General features: G+C 44.4%; 15 protein-coding genes and 2 pseudogenes. 5 read left to right on the top strand and 12 right to left on the bottom strand.

The window, feature by feature from the left end; all coding sequences use genetic code 11:
* Positions 1-944 (top strand): annotated as a pseudogene (locus JMW94_RS05815) (RNA-guided endonuclease InsQ/TnpB family protein); the annotation flags it as partial.
* Between the two features lie 70 nt (positions 945-1,014).
* Here the strand turns inward: JMW94_RS05815 and JMW94_RS05810 are convergent.
* Positions 1,015-1,965: a hypothetical protein gene (locus tag JMW94_RS05810; RefSeq protein ID WP_201602756.1), complete on the bottom strand. Its 951-nt coding sequence runs from the start codon at positions 1,963-1,965 to the stop codon at positions 1,015-1,017.
* 72 nt (positions 1,966-2,037) lie between these two features.
* The gene (locus JMW94_RS05805; protein WP_201602807.1) at positions 2,038-2,544 is read right to left on the bottom strand and encodes a type IV secretion protein Rhs; all 507 of its coding nucleotides are present in this window, start codon (positions 2,542-2,544) and stop codon (positions 2,038-2,040) included.
* Positions 2,545-2,974: 430 nt separating this feature from the next.
* Here JMW94_RS05805 and JMW94_RS05800 point away from each other — a divergent pair, with 430 nt between their 5' ends.
* Together JMW94_RS05800 and ribBA are read left to right on the top strand one after the other, a co-directional pair.
* Positions 2,975-4,264, top strand: a complete 1,290-nt coding sequence (locus tag JMW94_RS05800; RefSeq protein WP_045454903.1) for a replication-associated recombination protein A — start codon at positions 2,975-2,977, stop codon at positions 4,262-4,264.
* A gap of 325 nt (positions 4,265-4,589) precedes the next feature.
* Positions 4,590-5,702 (top strand): bifunctional 3,4-dihydroxy-2-butanone-4-phosphate synthase/GTP cyclohydrolase II, encoded by a 1,113-nt coding sequence (ribBA, locus tag JMW94_RS05795; RefSeq protein WP_055123670.1) that lies wholly within the window; start codon positions 4,590-4,592, stop codon positions 5,700-5,702.
* Positions 5,703-5,860: 158 nt separating this feature from the next.
* On the opposite strand, the gene JMW94_RS05790 is transcribed toward ribBA, so the two are convergent.
* The 6 genes and pseudogenes from JMW94_RS05790 to JMW94_RS05765 all read right to left on the bottom strand — a co-directional run bounded on the left by JMW94_RS05790 (position 5,861) and on the right by JMW94_RS05765 (position 11,893).
* Positions 5,861-6,349, bottom strand: a complete 489-nt coding sequence (locus JMW94_RS05790; protein WP_201580696.1) for an acyl-CoA thioesterase — start codon at positions 6,347-6,349, stop codon at positions 5,861-5,863.
* 58 nt (positions 6,350-6,407) lie between these two features.
* Entirely contained in the window at positions 6,408-7,385 is a 978-nt protein-coding gene (locus JMW94_RS05785; protein ID WP_201602753.1) for a hypothetical protein, read from the bottom strand.
* A 93-nt stretch (positions 7,386-7,478) separates the two neighbouring features.
* Entirely contained in the window at positions 7,479-8,489 is a 1,011-nt protein-coding gene (locus tag JMW94_RS05780; RefSeq protein ID WP_201602750.1) for a uroporphyrinogen-III synthase, read from the bottom strand.
* A 98-nt stretch (positions 8,490-8,587) separates the two neighbouring features.
* Positions 8,588-9,622: a hydroxymethylbilane synthase gene (hemC, locus tag JMW94_RS05775; protein WP_055123673.1), complete on the bottom strand. Its 1,035-nt coding sequence runs from the start codon at positions 9,620-9,622 to the stop codon at positions 8,588-8,590.
* A gap of 217 nt (positions 9,623-9,839) precedes the next feature.
* Positions 9,840-10,567, bottom strand: a pseudogene (locus tag JMW94_RS05770) (LytR/AlgR family response regulator transcription factor).
* A gap of 300 nt (positions 10,568-10,867) precedes the next feature.
* Positions 10,868-11,893, bottom strand: coding sequence for a sensor histidine kinase (locus JMW94_RS05765; RefSeq protein WP_227685432.1), 1,026 nt, complete (start codon positions 11,891-11,893; stop codon positions 10,868-10,870).
* Between the two features lie 251 nt (positions 11,894-12,144).
* On the opposite strand from JMW94_RS05765, the gene argH reads away from it, so the two are divergent.
* Together argH and JMW94_RS05755 are read left to right on the top strand one after the other, a co-directional pair.
* Complete coding sequence (gene argH / locus JMW94_RS05760; RefSeq protein WP_201602792.1) at positions 12,145-13,518, top strand: argininosuccinate lyase; 1,374 nt, start codon at positions 12,145-12,147, stop codon at positions 13,516-13,518.
* Between the two features lie 306 nt (positions 13,519-13,824).
* Entirely contained in the window at positions 13,825-14,115 is a 291-nt protein-coding gene (locus JMW94_RS05755) for an oxidative damage protection protein (RefSeq protein ID WP_045443086.1), read from the top strand.
* Between the two features lie 89 nt (positions 14,116-14,204).
* On the opposite strand, the gene phoU is transcribed toward JMW94_RS05755, so the two are convergent.
* The 4 genes from phoU to pstC form a co-directional block, all read right to left on the bottom strand.
* The gene (gene phoU / locus JMW94_RS05750) at positions 14,205-15,023 is read right to left on the bottom strand and encodes a phosphate signaling complex protein PhoU (protein WP_227685431.1); all 819 of its coding nucleotides are present in this window, start codon (positions 15,021-15,023) and stop codon (positions 14,205-14,207) included.
* Between the two features lie 115 nt (positions 15,024-15,138).
* On the bottom strand, positions 15,139-16,065 hold the full coding sequence (pstB, locus tag JMW94_RS05745) for a phosphate ABC transporter ATP-binding protein PstB (RefSeq protein WP_087814967.1): 927 nt from the start codon (positions 16,063-16,065) through the stop codon (positions 15,139-15,141).
* A gap of 97 nt (positions 16,066-16,162) precedes the next feature.
* Complete coding sequence (gene pstA, locus JMW94_RS05740) at positions 16,163-17,068, bottom strand: phosphate ABC transporter permease PstA (protein WP_201602744.1); 906 nt, start codon at positions 17,066-17,068, stop codon at positions 16,163-16,165.
* Between the two features lie 91 nt (positions 17,069-17,159).
* On the bottom strand, positions 17,160-18,113 hold the full coding sequence (gene pstC / locus JMW94_RS05735) for a phosphate ABC transporter permease subunit PstC (protein ID WP_201602741.1): 954 nt from the start codon (positions 18,111-18,113) through the stop codon (positions 17,160-17,162).
* Positions 18,114-18,132: the final 19 nt, after the last annotated feature.

Genomic DNA, 18,132 nt, shown 5'->3' with positions numbered 1-18,132 from the left:
ACTTACACCAAAGGTGCGGGTGAATATCTAAACCTACACAGCCAAACCTTACAAGCAGTGACCGAAACCCATGCCAAGGCTCGTAAACAGTTTAAAAAAGCCAAACTCAACTGGCGCACCAATAATCTTAAAGCCAAACGTAGTTCTCTTGGTTGGATTCCGTTTAAAAAGACCGCTATTAAGCATATCAGCACCCGCCAAAGTGGTAAAAAGTGTCTAAAAAGCACCCTACAATTCAGCTTAGCTAAAGGTAAAAAACTCACTATTGACCTATGGGACAGCTATAACTTAGCGCTCTACACCATCAATACTTGCGAATTGGTACAGGACAATCGCGGTAACTGGTACGTCTGTGTGACGGTTAAAGAATTTCCAAAAACAGCGTGTGGCACTGGTCAGGTCGGTATTGATTTAGGCTGCAAAGATTCAGCAGTCAATAGTGATGGCGACAAACTACAAACCAAAGTCACTCATCAATACGCTGAAAAACTGGCCATTGCTCAAAGAGCTAAGAATAAAAAGCGGGTCAAGGCCATTCACGCCAAGATTAAAAATACCCGTCAAGACCTCATTCATAAATTCACATCAAAGCTTGTCAAAGCCAACAGCCTAATTGTTGTTGGTAAAATAAAATCAACATCATTCACTAAGGGCAAACTTGCCAAATCCGTCTATGATGCAGGTTGGTTTGAAATTAAGCGGCAACTGGATTATAAATGCGCGAACGCAGGTTGCCACTATATCGAAGTGAATGAAGCGTACACCACCCAAACCTGCTCGTGTTGCGGCTCTCGCCAAGACAGTCCGAAAGGTAGATCAGCGCTTGGTATAAGAGTATGGTTTTGTCGTTCTTGTAAAACGACCCATAACAGAGACGTTAATGGAGCAAAAAACATTCTCGCGGTCGGGCTTGGCCGTCTTTAGTAGGAATCCCCCTCCTTTGAGGGCGGGGAGGAAGTCAAAGAAACCCTATCCGTTACTGAATGAATAACTGGTTGAGTGACAGAATTGCGGCTACTGGAATTCTTTTAGTGTTTGCTCATATTTGGCAATTTGCTCATCATAACCTTTAATGGTGTCATTAAACTTAGTCATAAGCGTCTCAAATTCTTTTTGTTGATTCAGTTTCATCTGCTGCATATCAATCACTTGCTGAGCTTCTATCTGCTCCCAAACCTGATGCTGAATAATCAAACGCGCTAATGCTGGGCTTTTGGCACTGAGCCTACCGGCAATTTCTGCATGCTCAAATAACTGCGGAGCCAATGTCGCGATATTAATTAAAGTATCAACATCTTCTGCGCTAAGAGGCGTCGTCACAGGCTGATAAAGCGCTTCCATCGCTTGCTGGTAGCTTTCGATGATTTGATCTTCTGTTAGCATGACAGGCTTACGCGGCTCAAGGCTAATGCGCTTTAACACCGTTAAATCACGCTCGCCAACTTCCGTACTGGTATTGATATCAGCCTCAGCGGAGATATCCACTTCATCATCTGTGGTGTCAGCAGATAGTGAGCTGCTATCAGCTGTGTCGTTGTCATTCTCCATCACGTTATCAGTATTAGTATCGCTAGCAGCTGTATCATCATTTAGCAGCAATGAATCCTCACTATCTGAGCTATCAGCGGCTTGTAGGGATTCATACTCTGCTTGTAAACGACGCTGTAGCCTTTGTGCTTGCGCGACATATATGGGCTGAAACTGCTTTATACGGGCAGCAGCAGAATCACTTGGGCGCATAGGCTGACTGTCTTCAGTGCTCGTTTTTTCAACGCTCTGACTGTCTTCTGGCGCAGGTTGAGTCTCTGCTTGCTGCTGACAACCACTTAACAGCAATACGCCGCTGAGTGTTGCCGCAAGCAAGGTTGACGAGTGCTGTGAAGGGTTGTTGTTTTGATTGATAGAATTATCAACCACACCTTTACTCATTTTATAATTGGGCTTTTTTGGCAAAAATTTAAACATAAGGGTACGTGTCCTTGTTAAGGCAAAATAATAAAAACCAAAATTATCATGGCAATCCATTGCCAATGGATATCACTTCATATTGTCGTCAGACTTCACGATTAAAAATGGAATACAAGTTTCTAATGCTTGACAGTCTTGTCCACGCTGACGACGAATAAAATAATCCTGAACTATACGCGCCTGCTGTTCGATACCGTAGTTAAAGAAGGATTTGCCTGTCTTGAGCACATAATCATAACGGCGATCAATAAGTGCACCGCGCACCACTTTTAAGCCTTGCTGTAATTGCCATACATGGGTCAATTCATGTATCAGCCAACTTTTTTTACTCAATGAAGCATCGCTAAAATCTATTATCCAATCTGCTCGGTTAAAATAAATATTGCCATTAGGACTAACGGCATAATGTTTCAACACCCACCAAGCAGTCTTGAGCTGAACCTCATCGAGATTGATACTGTCGCCAAATACTGAACGCGCCAGCGCTATCTCACCTGTAGTAAGCAAACGTGATTGCTGCTTGGCACTGCGATATAAATAGCGAGCAAACAAGCGCTGCAATATCGGCGGAGACATCATGACGGTAATACCTTATGCCTAATGAATGTATGATCACAAATGATAGGTCGTAAATCGCGCGTGATATCTACGATCTATCAATGCTGTTGAACCGTTAATAGGGATAAAAGCATAAAAATCAAAGTATTTGGGACATAAGCTGTACACTTGATTGACTTTTATTAACGTAAATCTGAGTTAGCCTATTGTGTATGCCACATACCAAGACACATACCAAATAGCATCTTTATAAATTAGCCTACTTTTACTACTCATGTCTAATATTCATTAGTGCGAAAATCATGCCAAACAGACAGATATGGTCTTTTTCCATAGCAATGATGAATGTAATCTAGGATGTAGTCATTTAGATGCAGCAATAAAAACCCATTAATCACTGTCGTTATGAACTAATTGATAGCTGTTTAAATTGATAATAGAGATTTCTATGCCGCCTAATTTTCATGCCGATACACCCCTTGCCCAGCGTATGCGCCCAACGACACTTGATGCAATCATTGGTCAAGAACATCTACTGGCGGCAGGTGCACCCTTGCGGCGTTTGGTCGAACAAGGGCATCTGCCATCGATTATTTTGCATGGTGAAGCTGGCATCGGCAAAACGACTATTGCCATGCTGTTGGCTGATGCTGTTGGCAGACCGTTTCATGCCTTGTCTGCCTTGAATACTGGGGTCAAACAGCTGCGAGAAGTGTTAGATAATAAGGACTCACTGGCATTTGAATCGCCAGTGGTGTTTATCGATGAGATACACCGCTTTAACAAGGCTCAGCAGGATGCCTTACTGGGCGCGGTCGAATCTGGTGATATTACCTTGATTGGTGCGACAACTGAAAACCCGTCCTTTAGCGTCAATAATGCGCTGCTATCACGTTGCCAAGTGTATCGTTTAGAGCCACTGACGCCTGAACAAATCAGTGCGGTATTGCAAAGGGCAATTTCAGAAGATTCAGTGCTGAAAAATTTGACGGTTGATTTACAAGCACAGGACACTATCAGCCAACTGGCGCATGGCGATGCTAGAAAGGCGCTAAATTTATTAGAGCTGGCTATTCAAACGGCGGACACTAAGCAATCACCCCTCGTCATTAACGATGAATTGGTCGCTCGTGTCGCTCAGACCGCGTTGGTACGCTATGACAAAGATGGCGAGCAGCATTACGATATTATCTCGGCGATGATCAAGTCCGTACGTGGCTCAGACCCTGATGCTGCGCTTTATTGGATGGCGCGGATGTTAGTTGGCGGTGAGCCTGCTGATTTTATCGCGCGGCGCTTGGTCATCTTGGCCAGTGAAGATATCGGTAATGCCAACCCTAATGCTTTACTGCTTGCCGATGCAGCATTGCGTAGTGTGCAATCAATTGGTATGCCAGAAGCGCGTATTATCTTGGGGCAAGTAGTGGTTTATCTAGCGACCAGTGCCAAAAGTAACAGCACTTATAAAGCCATCAATGCTGCGATGGCGTTGGCAGAAAAAGATGCCTCTCCTGTGCCGCTACACCTACGTAATGGCGTGACCAAACTGATGCGCAATCAAGGCTATGGCCAAGGTTACGCCTATCCACACGATTATCCCAATCACTATTATCCACAAAGCTACTTGCCAGACAATTTAGTTGGTACTAGCTTTTATGAATTTGCCGACAATCAGCGCGAGCAACACAGTAAACAGTTTATGGATTGGCTAAAAAGCCAAGCAGCCAGTAATGACTGATGGCTCACATGGGCGGTTATCCCTTTGCTTACTATGTCATTGAATACGTGAATCGGCTTTACCATTAATAATACTTATCACTATATTTGACAGACTGGCCCATATAGTTTTGAGATGAAGCAGCACAGTGGGCTGAAAAGCGTTAAAATGTCCTCATATTGATATATGAGCAATGATTAAATAACGTCTACGGTGGAACAATTTGATCCAATGCACTTTGCCTAACCGCAACAGCGCTCTATAGCATCTACTGCTACAATAGACAGACAATGCTTTATATTCCACATCACACCTATCTATAAATAATAAAATATTGAGACTTACTATGAGTTTAAATACGATTCCTGAGATTATCGAAGACATTCGTGCTGGCAAGATGGTCATCTTAATGGATGATGAAGACCGTGAGAATGAAGGTGATATCATTATGGCAGCGACCCATGTGCGCCCTGAAGATATTAACTTTATGATTACTCATGCACGTGGTTTGGTCTGCTTAACCTTGTCACAAGCACGCTGCCAACAGCTGGCGTTGCCGCTGATGTCTGATCGTAACGAGGCAAAATTTAGTACCAACTTTACGGTTTCTATCGAAGCCGCTGAAGGCGTTACAACGGGTATCTCTGCTGCTGATCGCGCTCGTACGATTCAAGCAGCGGTTTCTTCTTCGGCAAAACCTGAAGACATCGTCCAGCCTGGACATATCTTCCCAATCATGGCTCAAAATGGTGGCGTCTTGCACCGCGCTGGACATACCGAAGCTGGTTGTGATTTAGCACGCCTAGCAGGGCTTGAGCCCGCAGCAGTGATTGTCGAAATCATCAATGCTGATGGTACGATGGCTCGCCGTGATGATCTAGAGATATTTGCCGAAGAGCATGGCATCAAAATGGGTACAATTGCTGACCTCATCAACTACCGCATCGCGAACGAGCAAACGGTAGAAGAAATTGAGTCGCGTCCTTTTGAAACGGAATACGGCACCTTTACGCTACATCGCTTCCGCGAATTTGGCGCTGATGAAACGCATTTGGCTTTGGTAAAAGGCGATGTGAGCGAAGGCGTCAGCACTGTCCGTGTCCATGGCTTTCATCCACTACGCGACTTGTTTGCTGCCAAAAATGATATGACGGGTCGTAGCGGCTGGAGCGTACGCTCAGCGCTGGAGGAAATAAGCAACTCAGATCGCGGCGTATTAGTTTGGATTGGTAGCAACCAGCCAATAGATTTAGGAGAGGCGTTAGACAAAGCGGCAGACAATGAATCGCAATCGACCATTACTCAGCAGCCGTATCGCAGCATTGGTGTTGGTGCACAGATTTTGCGTCATTTAGGCGTTCGTGATATGCGTTTATTATCATCACCCATGAAGTTTTACGCATTATCAGGCTTTGACTTGAACGTCATCGATTTCGTACATGCGCCAAAGCAAGATTAATGTTTGATTGACTGATTGACTGATTGACTGATTGACTGATTGATTGACTGATTGACTGATTGACTGATTGACTGGCTGATTAGATAGCAGTCAAATAGCAAAAGGGCACGCTAACGTAACGTTAGCGTGCCCTTTTGCTATTTATTTAATATTCAGTGCTAAAGCTTCGGTATATGACCAACTTTTGCTTCTAATGCCAATAGCCGAGCGCGCTCTTCCTCTGTCCAAGCTAACTTACGCTTTCCATCACTATCGAGCCGTACCACGACTGCCTCAGCTGTCGCGACGATGGCCGCTTGCGCGGTGCTATAGTAGCTATATTCCATCACGATACTTGTATTGCCCAAGCGCTGACAGCGCACTCCTAATAGCAAAGTATCAGGATAAGTCACAGGGCGTAAATACTGGCAGCTAGATTGTGCCAATACCGTCACCATATTACCATCAAACATACCTAGCGCCTGCAAATAGCCAATTCGTGCTGATTCAGCATAACGGTAATAAATCACATTATTTAAATGGTTAAACGCATCCATCTCGCCCCAGTGAATGGGCTGGTGATGAATAATGGGATAATGTGACAATTCGTCAGGATGATTATCTGCGATATTAGAGGCTACATGTGCTGCTTGATTCAAACTGTCCATAACGTCATTTCTCTTATTTTTATATTCATAAATCTATCAATCAACATCCACTGAACCACTAACGCTGAGATTTATCCAAAATCTGAGTGGTCAACAATGGCGTTGGTTTCGGTGCATTGGCAATCAATTTATCTAACCAATCTATAACTTCTGCGATATTTGTCGGAGAGGATCTGGTTGGTAGATTCTTGTCGGTAGAGGTTTGTTTTTTGCCTACGGACGCATCATTAGAGGTACTTTCAGTATTAGTCATGGCTGCCTTTGGTGCTGACTCTTGAGGAATAGCAGACTTCGGCACCAAGGTTTGTAGTTGATTTCGTGCTTGACGCAGATAACCAACCAGCTGCTCTTGTTCGCGCATATTACTGGCTTGACTGGCCAGATTCAAGGTCATAATCACTTCGTGAATGGTCAGTTGTTTGCGCGAGAGGCTCATATTACTATCGGTGCTATTGTGCGGTGTCGCCTCGCTACTCACACGCTCATAGCTGTGCAAAAACTCTTGAATATTTTGGATGGCGAGGTTTTGTAGCTGCCAAGGACTGGGCTGAGTGCTGCTTGCCTGCAAACGTTCGATGTCTTTCATCAAGCTTTGTTTGATCACAACCGTTAGCGCTGGAGCAATCTCATTGCTACTTTGCGAAAGCTGCCAGTGTAGACCACGCAACAAATCAATCGCTGCACTGTCGTTATTGTCTGCCAATAATCTATCAGCGGCTTGTATCTGAATACGCAATAAATCTAACTGGTTTTGCGCTTGGCTACTGGCGGCAGATCGAGGCTCTGGCAGCGTCTGCTGACTCATGGCAAAGATGCGATCGTCCATCTCATTGAGACGGCTGACGACTTGCTCGTTGCTTTGCAAACGCTCATTAACACTATGCTGGAAACGCTGCTGGCTGATGTAGAGCCACAATAGGGCGGCGATAAGCAACAAGATAACCAGCCACTGCAGGCGCAACAAAAACACATTTGCTTGTCGGCGCTGCTGAGTAGCAGAAGGTTCCTGAGATAACGATTCAGAATTGATTGACATAAGGCAGCACCGTTATTTTGGCCAAAACAGGTTTAAAGCGAATAAATAAAAAGTGAAACATAATAGATAAGGACAGATCATCGGTTGGTACATTTAACAGGCTTTAGCATGGATAGCAGCAAGAATGGTTTCTGGCGCCAAATCTTCCACACGCCAATAACTTAACTGCTGCTCAGCGACCATATTGGCTAAACGCTCACCCAACACCACATAAGAAAAGTCTGACAATTTATAAGGCAAAGTAGCGGGAGTTTCTCTGGCTGTTTCTTGCTCTAATACCTTTTCTGCTACAGCCCGAACGATGCTTTCCCAATGCTCAAAGGCTGTACCGCTACTGACCACAACGATTGGCTTTGGTTGCTGCACTGCCGACGCATCTTGCATCATATTATGCGTTAAATTATCGGTTAAAAACTCTTTTAGCCACTGCTCATATTGAGCCATCGCATCGACTGGCATTATGCGCTCATACCAAGCAATGCTATCGATATGCACACCGCGTGCCAGCAACGTATCGACCAATAGTCGCCTACCACCCAATCCGCGCCACACGAGCAACTTGTCACCTGCTTGCAAACGCTCAATCTCAGGCATCGCTAGCATACCTTCGTTATTGGCAATGTGAGGCTGAAGTACTTGATAATTCGATGCCTCTATTTTGGCATTATTTAATACCGACGCGGTCGCTTCACCCACGGCAATCAAGTAGCTCGGCGCTTGCAGAGCATTAATTGCTATATCTTTTCGCTCATTATTATTATCATCGTCATTATCATTGTCATGGTTTTGAGCTTGACGCTCATCTTCAAGCGCTTGCCAAACAGCCAGTCCTGAAGCGGCCGCCGTTGGGCTAACAATCACAAGCGCCTTATAATCGCCTGATAGCCACTGGCGCATCAGCGTCATGTCTTGCTCAGTCGTTGGGCGCGATTGTAACGTCAACATCGGTATCTCTACCACCGTCAGCCCTGCTGCTTGTAGATGATCCGTCAATGCAGCGGCACGCTCCACTGGGCGAGTATTGATGACTACTTGCGTGAGTGATGACTCATTATTTGATTGATTGTTAGCAATAAGCTGGGCGTGATTTAATGTTGATGACATAGACGTACCATGACAAAAGACTGATAGAATTGGCTTAACGATAGCCCTAGCATCAATAATACTGGGGCTATGACTAAGATAATCAAAATACTGGCATGTTATTCAGGATGATAAATCGCAGATAAGATATCACCCGCGCCATCGGCAAGCAGTATATTGGCAACATCAATACCAAGCTGATTAGCCTGTACTTCTTGCTCGGCTTGTGTGCCGATCAAGGTGACGCGTTTTTCTGCTTTTAGCAGCTCACTGCCATCCGCTTGACCGACGCGGCCACGTAGCCATAACACATTGCCGTTGTCGTTATTGCCATTGTCACCGTTATCATCATTGTTGCTGCTTGTTTCATCCGCCATTTGTAACACAGCATAAGCAGCAATGGGTACTTGGCAGCCACCCTCTAAATGACGGTTTAGCGCGCGTTCAGCAATGAGGCGGATACGAGCTTTATCATCATTCAGTGGTGCCAGTAATTTTAGCACCTCATCATCACCTTCACGGCATTCAATCGCTAAGGCGCCCTGACCAACCGCAGGCAGGCAGGCATTGATATCAAGCTCGCCGCGTATGCGCTCATCCAGCTCGATACGCTGCAAACCACTGGTCGCTAAAATAATCGCATCATACTCGCCAGCATCCAGCTTGCCCAAACGTGTACCGACGTTACCGCGTAAGGTTTTAATTTGTAGGTCTGGACGATAGGCTTTAAGCTGACACTGACGACGCAAACTTGACGTGCCAACGACTGCCCCTTGCGGCAATTCATCAATACTATTATAGGTGTTAGACACAAAAGCATCAGTCGGTGAGGCGCGTTTGCAATAGACGCCCAGCATCAAACCTTCAGGAAGCTGCATCGGTACGTCCTTTAATGAATGTACCGCGATGTCCGCTTGTTTGTCATATAGTGCTTGCTCAAGCTCTTTGACAAACAAACCTTTACCGCCAATTTTAGCCAAAGGTGTGTCCAAAATCTTGTCACCCTTAGTGACAATTTTTAGCAAGTTAATCGTCAATTCAGGATACAAATCTAGTAGACGAGCACGGATATGCTCAGCTTGCCATAGTGCTAAAGGGCTCTGACGCGTGGCGATATTCAAGGTAGTCAAAGCAGTTTGCTGCGGATTGCTCATAAAGGGCCTCAATAAATTCGATACTGTTCACGTCAGTACTATGCAGGTCAGTATTAAACAATACTGCAAATTTTCCACAAAAAATGGGCGATATAAACCATATATAGTCAATGCTGACGCAAAAAAATACCCCTATTTAAGCATAAATAAGGGTTTGATGATATGGGATGATTATTTCACGGTTATTTTGCTGTTATTTCACAATGGAAACCGCAGTTTACATGCTTTGAATCTTGTCACGTAATGCAGGTAAGTGACGGCGGCTAACCGCGAGTGTCTCATCAATGCCTTTAAAGCGTATTTGATATTGTCCTGCATCCAACGTTTCTAAAAAGTCCAAAAAGCTAAGGTTGATGATGGCATTACGGTGCACCCGAAACAGCCGATCCTCAAATTCTTGTTCAAGCTCTTTTAGCGTCTCATCAATCAGGACAATGCCATCTTTGTGACGGACTTTTGATCGGCGGTAAAATAATAGATATCTTTGAGCTTGATGAGCTCAACGCCTCGGTGAGTACGAGCAGCGATATGCTCACGCACTGGCCGCGCTGTTGGGTCTTCGAGTTTACGAATCTCATTTAACTGCGCCGCGTTCAAATTTTTCGCTTTATCTAGTGCTTCTAGTAGTTCATCTTTATTGGCAGGCTTTAATAAATAACCAATCGCATTGGCTTTTAGCGCGGCAATGGCATAATGATCATAAGCGGTGACAAATATAATAGCTGGCGGATGCTCAAGCTTGGCAAGCTCTTGCGCACAGCGCACCCCATCCATCTCAGGCATACGAATATCTAATAATATGATGTCTGGCTGCTGAGTTTTGACAGCGATAATGGCTTCTGCACCCGTGGTTGCTTGAGCAACGACTTGATGACCTGACTCCTGTACAATTCTAACCAAACGCTCACGTGCTAGTGGCTCATCATCACAAACTACGATACGCATGCAAACTCCAATCCCAGGATAAACTTAGTATTTTTTTCAATGGCCTTACCAACATATTAGCACTCATTACCAATCACTTAGCATAAAAACCTTTAATTATTTCATAAAACAATAACTGGCTATATTGACGTTGATAGCCTTGTGCATTGAGTTTTATTGCGATGCATTTATCGATAATAATTTTTATGGGGAATCATGGCTAAATATAAAGTAAAACAACCCATTAGCTATAAAGATGGTGCAATAACTATGCCATACCTATTTCTTGAGAAATAAAAAAAGTAAGCCCCAAAAAAACGATCATAAACTAACATCTTGCAGCGGATAGTCGATGACGGTAATAATTCGACTACTGGTAACGCTACTTTTAATATCCGCACTTTGACCGAAATAAGCCCGTAAACGTTCCGCTTGAATATAAAAGTTCATGTGCTGACGTAAATCATGGTTAATAATCATGGTTTTTTTCGGCAGCGCGACACCAATCGTAATCACAACCCGATGCTGCTGCCAAGTGACTCTAATATTGATATAAATGGTTTCAGTGGTCATCTCCACCACATTCAGCAGCATTTTTTCTAGCACGCTCTGTAAGGTCAAGGCGGTAATCACCATGTCATACATGACATCTTCGTCAGGCAATTGCCAACTCACTTCAAGCTTATCCGCTAAGCGGCTAGACTCAATCGCTAGATAGTGCTCACAAAGAGCAATTTCTTCTTCAAAACTAATCTCTCGTGCCCCATTGAAACTGGCACGGAATAAGGCAGAAACGTGCTGTAATAAAGCAGAAGCTCTTGCTGGATTGGACTCTATCAGTGACACAAGGGTATTAATGGTATTAAAGAAAAAATGCGGAGCGATTCGTGCTTTGATCACATCATTTTGTGCACTCAATTTCTGCTCAAACGATTGTTTGAGCGCATTCGTCTCGCGATAACGGCGTAAAAAATACAGTAAGAACACTAAGGTAAAGCCACCACTAATCACCGCATCAAATAATATATTTAGAATAAAAGTTTGACGATCATATTCAAACCAACCAATGTTAATCATCACCAGCATGACTAAAATCATGGATATGGTAGATGCCACCATGATTAAGGCAAGCACATACATGCTGGCTTTAGGTATGCTCATGCCCTTAAAAATGGGGCGCAAATAATCAATGAGGTATAAGGAAGGAATAATACTCAAGGTGTTTTGCAGGACTCTGCTAAACAGCTGAATCAAAAAATCTGACCACGTGGCAATATCATAGCGATTTATTACCGTGACGAATAGTGACCAAAAAAAGATATAAATGAACCACTGCCAAGGCTTCATGACTTCCATGAGCTTGGGAATAAAAAACTCTAAGCGCTCCGCTAGTAAGGCAACCTCATCCTTTGCTATACTTGAGCTCTTATTCTGCTGACTTGTCTTGTACCGATATGAACGCCAATTCTTCAAAACCTAGTAGTCCCGAATCAAATGTAAACCCATCTGTCTCTGATTCTAGCACAGATGCTCCGATAACAAATAACGCTGCACAAAACAACCCTGTAAGCAGTCCTTCAAACAGCCAAGGTCAGCAAATGTGGGGCGGACGCTTCAGTGAAGCGACGGACAGCTTTGTCGCTGCCTTCACCGCCTCTGTTGGCTTTGATCAACGCTTTGCGCGTCACGATATTCAAGGCTCAATCGCCCACGCGACCATGCTTAAAGAATGTGACATTTTGACCGCTGACGAAGTAGCCACCATTATTGATGGTCTGCATCAGGTAATGCGCGAGATTGAGGCTGGCGAGTTTAACTGGTCAATCGCGCTAGAAGACGTGCACATGAATGTTGAGTCGCGCTTGACTGACATCATCGGTGCTGTTGGTAAAAAACTGCATACGGGTCGTAGCCGTAACGATCAGGTTGCCACCGATATTCGTCTTTGGCTACGCGAAGAGACTGATAATATCATTGCCTTGTTAGTACGCTTGCAAAGTGGTTTGCTTGATTTGGCTGAGCAGCATACTGACACTATTATGCCCGGCTTTACGCATTTACAAACGGCGCAGCCAGTGAGCTTTGGTCATCACGTCATGGCGTGGTTTGAGATGTTATATCGCGATACCGAACGTCTGGTCGATGCGCGCCGCCGTATCAATCAGATGCCACTTGGTAGTGCTGCCCTTGCTGGCACGACATTCCCCATTGATCGTACCATTACTGCTGAGCTGTTAGGTTTCGAAGGTATTTGCCAAAACTCGCTAGATGCGGTTTCTGACCGTGATTTTGCTATTGAGTTTACCTCTGCCGCGTCTATCCTTATGATGCACATGTCTCGCATGAGTGAAGAGATTATCCTATGGATGTCAGCGCAGTTTAACTTTGTGCAAATCCCTGATCGCTTCTGTACTGGCTCATCTATCATGCCGCAAAAGAAAAATCCTGATGTACCAGAGTTGGTTCGCGGTAAAGCAGCACGTGTCTTTGGGCAGCTAATGACACTCCTTAGCCTGATGAAAAGCCAGCCACTGGCTTATAACAAAGACAACCAAGAAGACAAAGAGCCGTTGTTTGATTGCGTCGATACGCTTACCGGCTGTTTATTGGCTTTTGCTGATATGCTACCGAATATCACCCCAAATAAAGAAAACATGCGCGCTGCCACAATGAAAGGCTATGCTACCGCTACTGACCTTGCAGATTATTTGGTACGTAATGGTGTGGCGTTCCGTGATGCTCATGAAGTGGTGGGTAATGCCGTTGCTTTAGGTATCAAAGAAGGTGTTGATTTGAGCGATTTGTCATTGGCGCAGCTACAGCAATTTAGCGATGCTATCGGCGATGATGTCTTTGAATATCTAACGTTAGAAGGCTCATTGGCAGCTCGTGACCATCTGGGTGGTACAGCGCCAAATCAAGTTAAGCAAGCCGTTGCTCGCGGTCGCAGCCGTTTAGAGGTATTTGCGTAAAAACGCATTGTTGACCTGACAGCTTCTACCATAAAAAACACCCGCCCCTGCTGCGGGTGTTTTTGATACCATGATGGGGTAAAGTAAATTCAGCTAATAATATTTAAGTCACTTATGCTGAATAAGTGCTAACTAATACCATTCACAGAAATTAGAGTTGCAAGGAAAACGAGTGAAAGTACTACGCCTTGTAGGCTAAGCAAGTTTGACACAGCTAATCTTACTTTTTGGGTTTGGTATAACTATTCTCATGAGTGATTCAATAACATATTTTTATAATAACCAAACCATAATAAGGAACGCCTTATGACTGAGACTTTTAATCCGCAAGCCAATACGGTATTTTGCCGTAAATATCAGCAAGAATTGCCAAAAATGCCGCACCCCCCTTTTCCTAATAAAAAAGGTCAGGAGCTACAAGAAACGGTATCTGACAAAGCGTGGAAAGAATGGCTTGAACAGCAAACGATGCTGATTAATGAAAACCATCTAAGCATGTTAGATCCTGCTGCCAAAAAATTCCTTACCGAACAACGAGATAAATTTTTAGATAATGAAGATTATGAGCGTGCACAAGGTTGGACGCCAGAGAGCTAGTTATCTTTTATTATTGCCACAATATAAAAAACGCGCTATTTAATATAACGCGTTTTTTTGGATGTAAAATTTACGATGAACTGTTTTTTTTAGCCCTCATCACCGTTTGAGTCTACAAAATCCGTGGCTGACTTGACGGTAGGTTTAGTGGCAGATTTAGCGGCAAACAGGGTGCTGACTTGGCGCGCCGCCATACGGTCATTGGCCTCTTGTACCGCTTTTTCGACCAGCGCATAGTCGGAATGACGCACATCTTGCCCACTAATATAGTTAATCACCAGTTCTGCAATATTTTGTGCATGATCGCCTACCCGCTCAAGCGCGCGCAACACCCACATAATATTGATGACTTTTGAAACGTGCCGTGAATCTTCCATAATATAGGTCATTAAAGCACGGATGGCTGACTGATACTCATCATTGACCATGCTATCGTTACGCATGACCTCAAACGCTTGCTCAGCATTCGATTGGCTAAATGCCTCTAGCGCATTGTGCAGCATCAAACGAACCTGATTGCTGAGGTGTTGCACTTCCGCATAGCCATACGACAGCTTACCTTGTGCCGCAATTTTTTTGGCCATCTGAGCGATTTTGACGGCTTCATCACCGATGCGTTCTAAATCAACCACGCCTTTACTGATGGACATGACCAGGCGTAAATCGCTGGCGGCAGGCTGACGTTTGGCGACCAATAGTAAGATATGCTCATCCAACTCGACTTCCATTCGATTGATATCAAAGTCCATATCAATCACCTCTTGCGCCAGTGTCTCATTTTTATCGATAAGCGCGTGGATCGCTTTCGCCACTTGGTTGGCCGCGCTATCGCCCATGTATAGAAATAGACGGATAGCTTCATCAAGATCTTGGTCAAAACTTTTGGAGATATGCTTATCGCTTTGCATAAGAGGTATTCCCTAAAATCCATATTTTGGTAGCGCGGTGTGGCTAGTCGAACAGATTGGCTCACGATATCTTATTGAACGTATCGAGCACGTCGTCCTTGCTCAGACCGCGATGTTAGCCATAACGACCCGTAATATAATCTTCCGTCGCGGTTTGGGCAGGCTTGGTAAATATCTGGTCGGTCTCGCCCATCTCAATCATATCGCCTAAGTACATATATACGGTGTAATCTGACACCCGCGCAGCCTGTTGCATGTTATGCGTGACAATGGCAATGGTGTAATCCTGTTTTAAGTCTTCAATCAAATCTTCGATAGCACCTGTCGAGATAGGATCTAACGCTGACGTTGGCTCATCAAGCAATAACACTTCAGGCTTGGTCGCGACGCTACGCGCAATACACAAGCGTTGCTGCTGTCCGCCTGATAACGAAAGCCCTGACGCTTTGAGCTTGTCTTTCACCTCTGGCCATAATGCAGATTTTTTTAGCGCCCACTCTACCCGATTGTCCAGCTCAGCCTTACTCAACTTTTCATAAAGGCGTACTCCAAAGGCGACATTGTCATAGATTGACATCGGGAATGGGGTTGGCTTCTGAAAGACCATACCGACTTGGGCGCGCAGCAAATTGACATCGACGTCTTTGCCCAAGATATTGTTGCCATCAAGATTAATATTGCCTTCTGCCCGCATCCCTGGATATAAGTCATACATCCGATTAAAGGTACGTAATAGCGTCGATTTGCCACAACCTGAAGGACCAATGAAAGCAGTGACTTTTTTATCAGGAATATCGATGTTGATATTTTTTAGCGCCTGAAAGTCACCATAATAAAAATTCAGATCCCGAATTTGCATTTTTGCTGCAGGCATGTTTTTGGGAATATCATGAAGCGTCTGTTTGGTTAGGCTGGCAATATCTGGCTGCTCCATTTGTGCTGCTGTCGACATCGGTCTGTTTAATAAACTGTCTGTTGTTGGATTAAATTTATCTGCCGCATTGAATTTATCGACAGGCTTTTTTGTACGGATTTTGCTCATGACGTCATTCATAATGTGTTCCAACCCAGCTCAATGAATATAAATGGAAGTAAATGCTCGAGGTAATCTAGGACAAGCCTTAATTTACCATCAGTATTTATTTAGCCTGACCCCTACTACCGATGAACCTTGCCAAAATATTGAGTACCAAGACAGAGGTTGTGATCAGTAATGCCGCCGCCCACGCTAAAGTATGCCAGTTCTCATAAGGACTCATCGCAAACTGATAGATGGTATTGGGTAAGTTGGCAATAGGCTGGCCCATATCTGTACTGAAGTATTGGTTGTTAAGCGCCGTAAATAGCAACGGTGCTGTCTCACCAGTGATTCGAGCAAAAGCTAATAACACCCCAGTGGTCAGTCCTGCTCTAGCTGCCTTAATTGTTACTTGAGTCACCATTTTCCACTTAGGTGTGCCAAGTGCGTAAGCCGCTTCACGAATGCTATTAGGAACCAGATTGAGCATATTCTCCGTCGTACGCACGACCACAGGAATAACGATTAATGCCAAGGCCAGCGCGCCTGCCCAACCAGAGAAACTTTGACCTTTTACCATCAATGCATAAATAAAGAGACCAATCACAATCGAGGGTGCGGATAACAAAATATCATTTAAGAAACGCGTTACCTTGCCAAGCATACTGCCCTGAGCGAACTCAGATAAATAAATACCGGTCATAAGACCAATAGGCGCACCGATGAACAATCCTGAAAACGCGAGCATTATTGAACCGACAATGGCGTTACGCAGCCCACCCGCACTCATCGGTGGCGGTGTATCAGCAGTAAAAATAGGTAGCTGTACAATACCTTGAAAGCCTTCCACGAAAAGCGTAAGCAAAATCCAAAACAACCAGAACAATCCAAAAACCATCGCTGACATGGCAAAGCCTAGACCTAACTTGTTGGTCAAACGGCGCTTGTTATAAAGGTTTTGATTGTAGCGGTTAGCGCTGTTTGGCTGAGTCGGTAGTGGTGCATTGATCGCATTGTTAGCAGCCATACTATTTATTTCCCATATCTTTTATCAATATCTATCAATGTTTATTGATGTCCAATAAATCCGTAAAAGACCTATCGAGATTGTCAAACGACTACCGATTGCCTGCTTTTTGATCCATTCGCATGAGCATGAGTTTTGCTAGAGATAGTACAATGAAGGTGATGACAAATAAGATTAAGCCTAAATGTAATAAGGAAGCCAAATGTAGCTCACTCGACGCTTCGGCAAACTCGTTGGCTAAGGCTGAGGTAATAGTCACGCCTGAAGTAAACAGGCTTGGGCTGATGTTAAAGGCATTACCAATCAAAAAGGTCACGGCCATGGTCTCACCCAATGCTCGTCCCAGTCCCAAGATAACGCCGCCCACGACACCGGCTTTGGTATACGGCAGGATAATCTTGAACATAACTTCCCACGTCGTCGCGCCCATACCATATGCCGACTCTTTGAGCAGGTCTGGCACGACCGAAAAAACATCTCGCATGGTGGCGGCGATAAATGGAATAATCATAATGGCGAGTACAAGGGATGCCGTAAACATACCCAGTCCCATTGGTGCACCCGTAAATAGCTTACCGATGATAGGCAATGGCCCTATATGCTCGATAAACCATGGCTGAATGTGATCACCGAAGAAAGGCGCAAAGACAAACAAACCCCACATACCGTAAATGATAGAAGGGATACCCGCTAATAACTCAATGGCAATACCAAGTGGTTTTTTGAGGAATGTTGGGCACATCTCGGTCAAAAATATGGCAATGCCAAAACTGATTGGTACTGCAATGAGAATAGCTATAAATGACGTTACTAGCGTGCCATAAATAGGGGCAAGAGCACCGTATTCATTGGCGACCGTATCCCAATTATTACTGGTATAAAATCCAAGACCAAATGTTTGAATGCTCGGCCATGCTCCGATGATCAAGGAGACTAAAATGCCGCCCAACGATAAGAGTACTAATATGGCAAAAGCCTTGGTGGCATTCACAAACAATAAGTCATAGCGCTTTTGTTTAGCCAGTTGGGACCTTAAATCATTCATAAGTGTCTCAGCATTAAAT

Source organism: Psychrobacter immobilis, assembly GCF_904846185.1.
GTDB classification, from domain to species: Bacteria; Pseudomonadota; Gammaproteobacteria; order Pseudomonadales; family Moraxellaceae; genus Psychrobacter; species Psychrobacter immobilis_B.
The sequence above is the reverse complement of the archived record's forward strand: the minus strand, read 5'-3'. Positions and strand labels throughout refer to the sequence as shown.

Bases quoted from the DNA above. Each gene is read 5' to 3' on its own strand.
- phoU (WP_227685431.1), bottom strand. From the start codon at position 15,023: ATGCAAAGCGATAAGCATATCTCCAAAAGTTTTGACCAAGATCTTGAT.
- argH (WP_201602792.1), top strand. From the start codon at position 12,145: ATGTGGGGCGGACGCTTCAGTGAAGCGACGGACAGCTTTGTCGCTGCC.
- hemC (WP_055123673.1), bottom strand. From the start codon at position 9,622: ATGAGCAATCCGCAGCAAACTGCTTTGACTACCTTGAATATCGCCACG.
- JMW94_RS05780 (WP_201602750.1), bottom strand. From the start codon at position 8,489: ATGTCATCAACATTAAATCACGCCCAGCTTATTGCTAACAATCAATCA.
- pstA (WP_201602744.1), bottom strand. From the start codon at position 17,068: ATGGCTGCTAACAATGCGATCAATGCACCACTACCGACTCAGCCAAAC.
- pstC (WP_201602741.1), bottom strand. From the start codon at position 18,113: ATGAATGATTTAAGGTCCCAACTGGCTAAACAAAAGCGCTATGACTTA.
- JMW94_RS05790 (WP_201580696.1), bottom strand. From the start codon at position 6,349: ATGGACAGTTTGAATCAAGCAGCACATGTAGCCTCTAATATCGCAGAT.
- JMW94_RS05800 (WP_045454903.1), top strand. From the start codon at position 2,975: ATGCCGCCTAATTTTCATGCCGATACACCCCTTGCCCAGCGTATGCGC.
- JMW94_RS05805 (WP_201602807.1), bottom strand. From the start codon at position 2,544: ATGTCTCCGCCGATATTGCAGCGCTTGTTTGCTCGCTATTTATATCGC.
- JMW94_RS05765 (WP_227685432.1), bottom strand. From the start codon at position 11,893: ATGAAGCCTTGGCAGTGGTTCATTTATATCTTTTTTTGGTCACTATTC.
- JMW94_RS05785 (WP_201602753.1), bottom strand. From the start codon at position 7,385: ATGTCAATCAATTCTGAATCGTTATCTCAGGAACCTTCTGCTACTCAG.
- pstB (WP_087814967.1), bottom strand. From the start codon at position 16,065: ATGAGCAAAATCCGTACAAAAAAGCCTGTCGATAAATTCAATGCGGCA.
- JMW94_RS05755 (WP_045443086.1), top strand. From the start codon at position 13,825: ATGACTGAGACTTTTAATCCGCAAGCCAATACGGTATTTTGCCGTAAA.
- ribBA (WP_055123670.1), top strand. From the start codon at position 4,590: ATGAGTTTAAATACGATTCCTGAGATTATCGAAGACATTCGTGCTGGC.
- JMW94_RS05810 (WP_201602756.1), bottom strand. From the start codon at position 1,965: ATGTTTAAATTTTTGCCAAAAAAGCCCAATTATAAAATGAGTAAAGGT.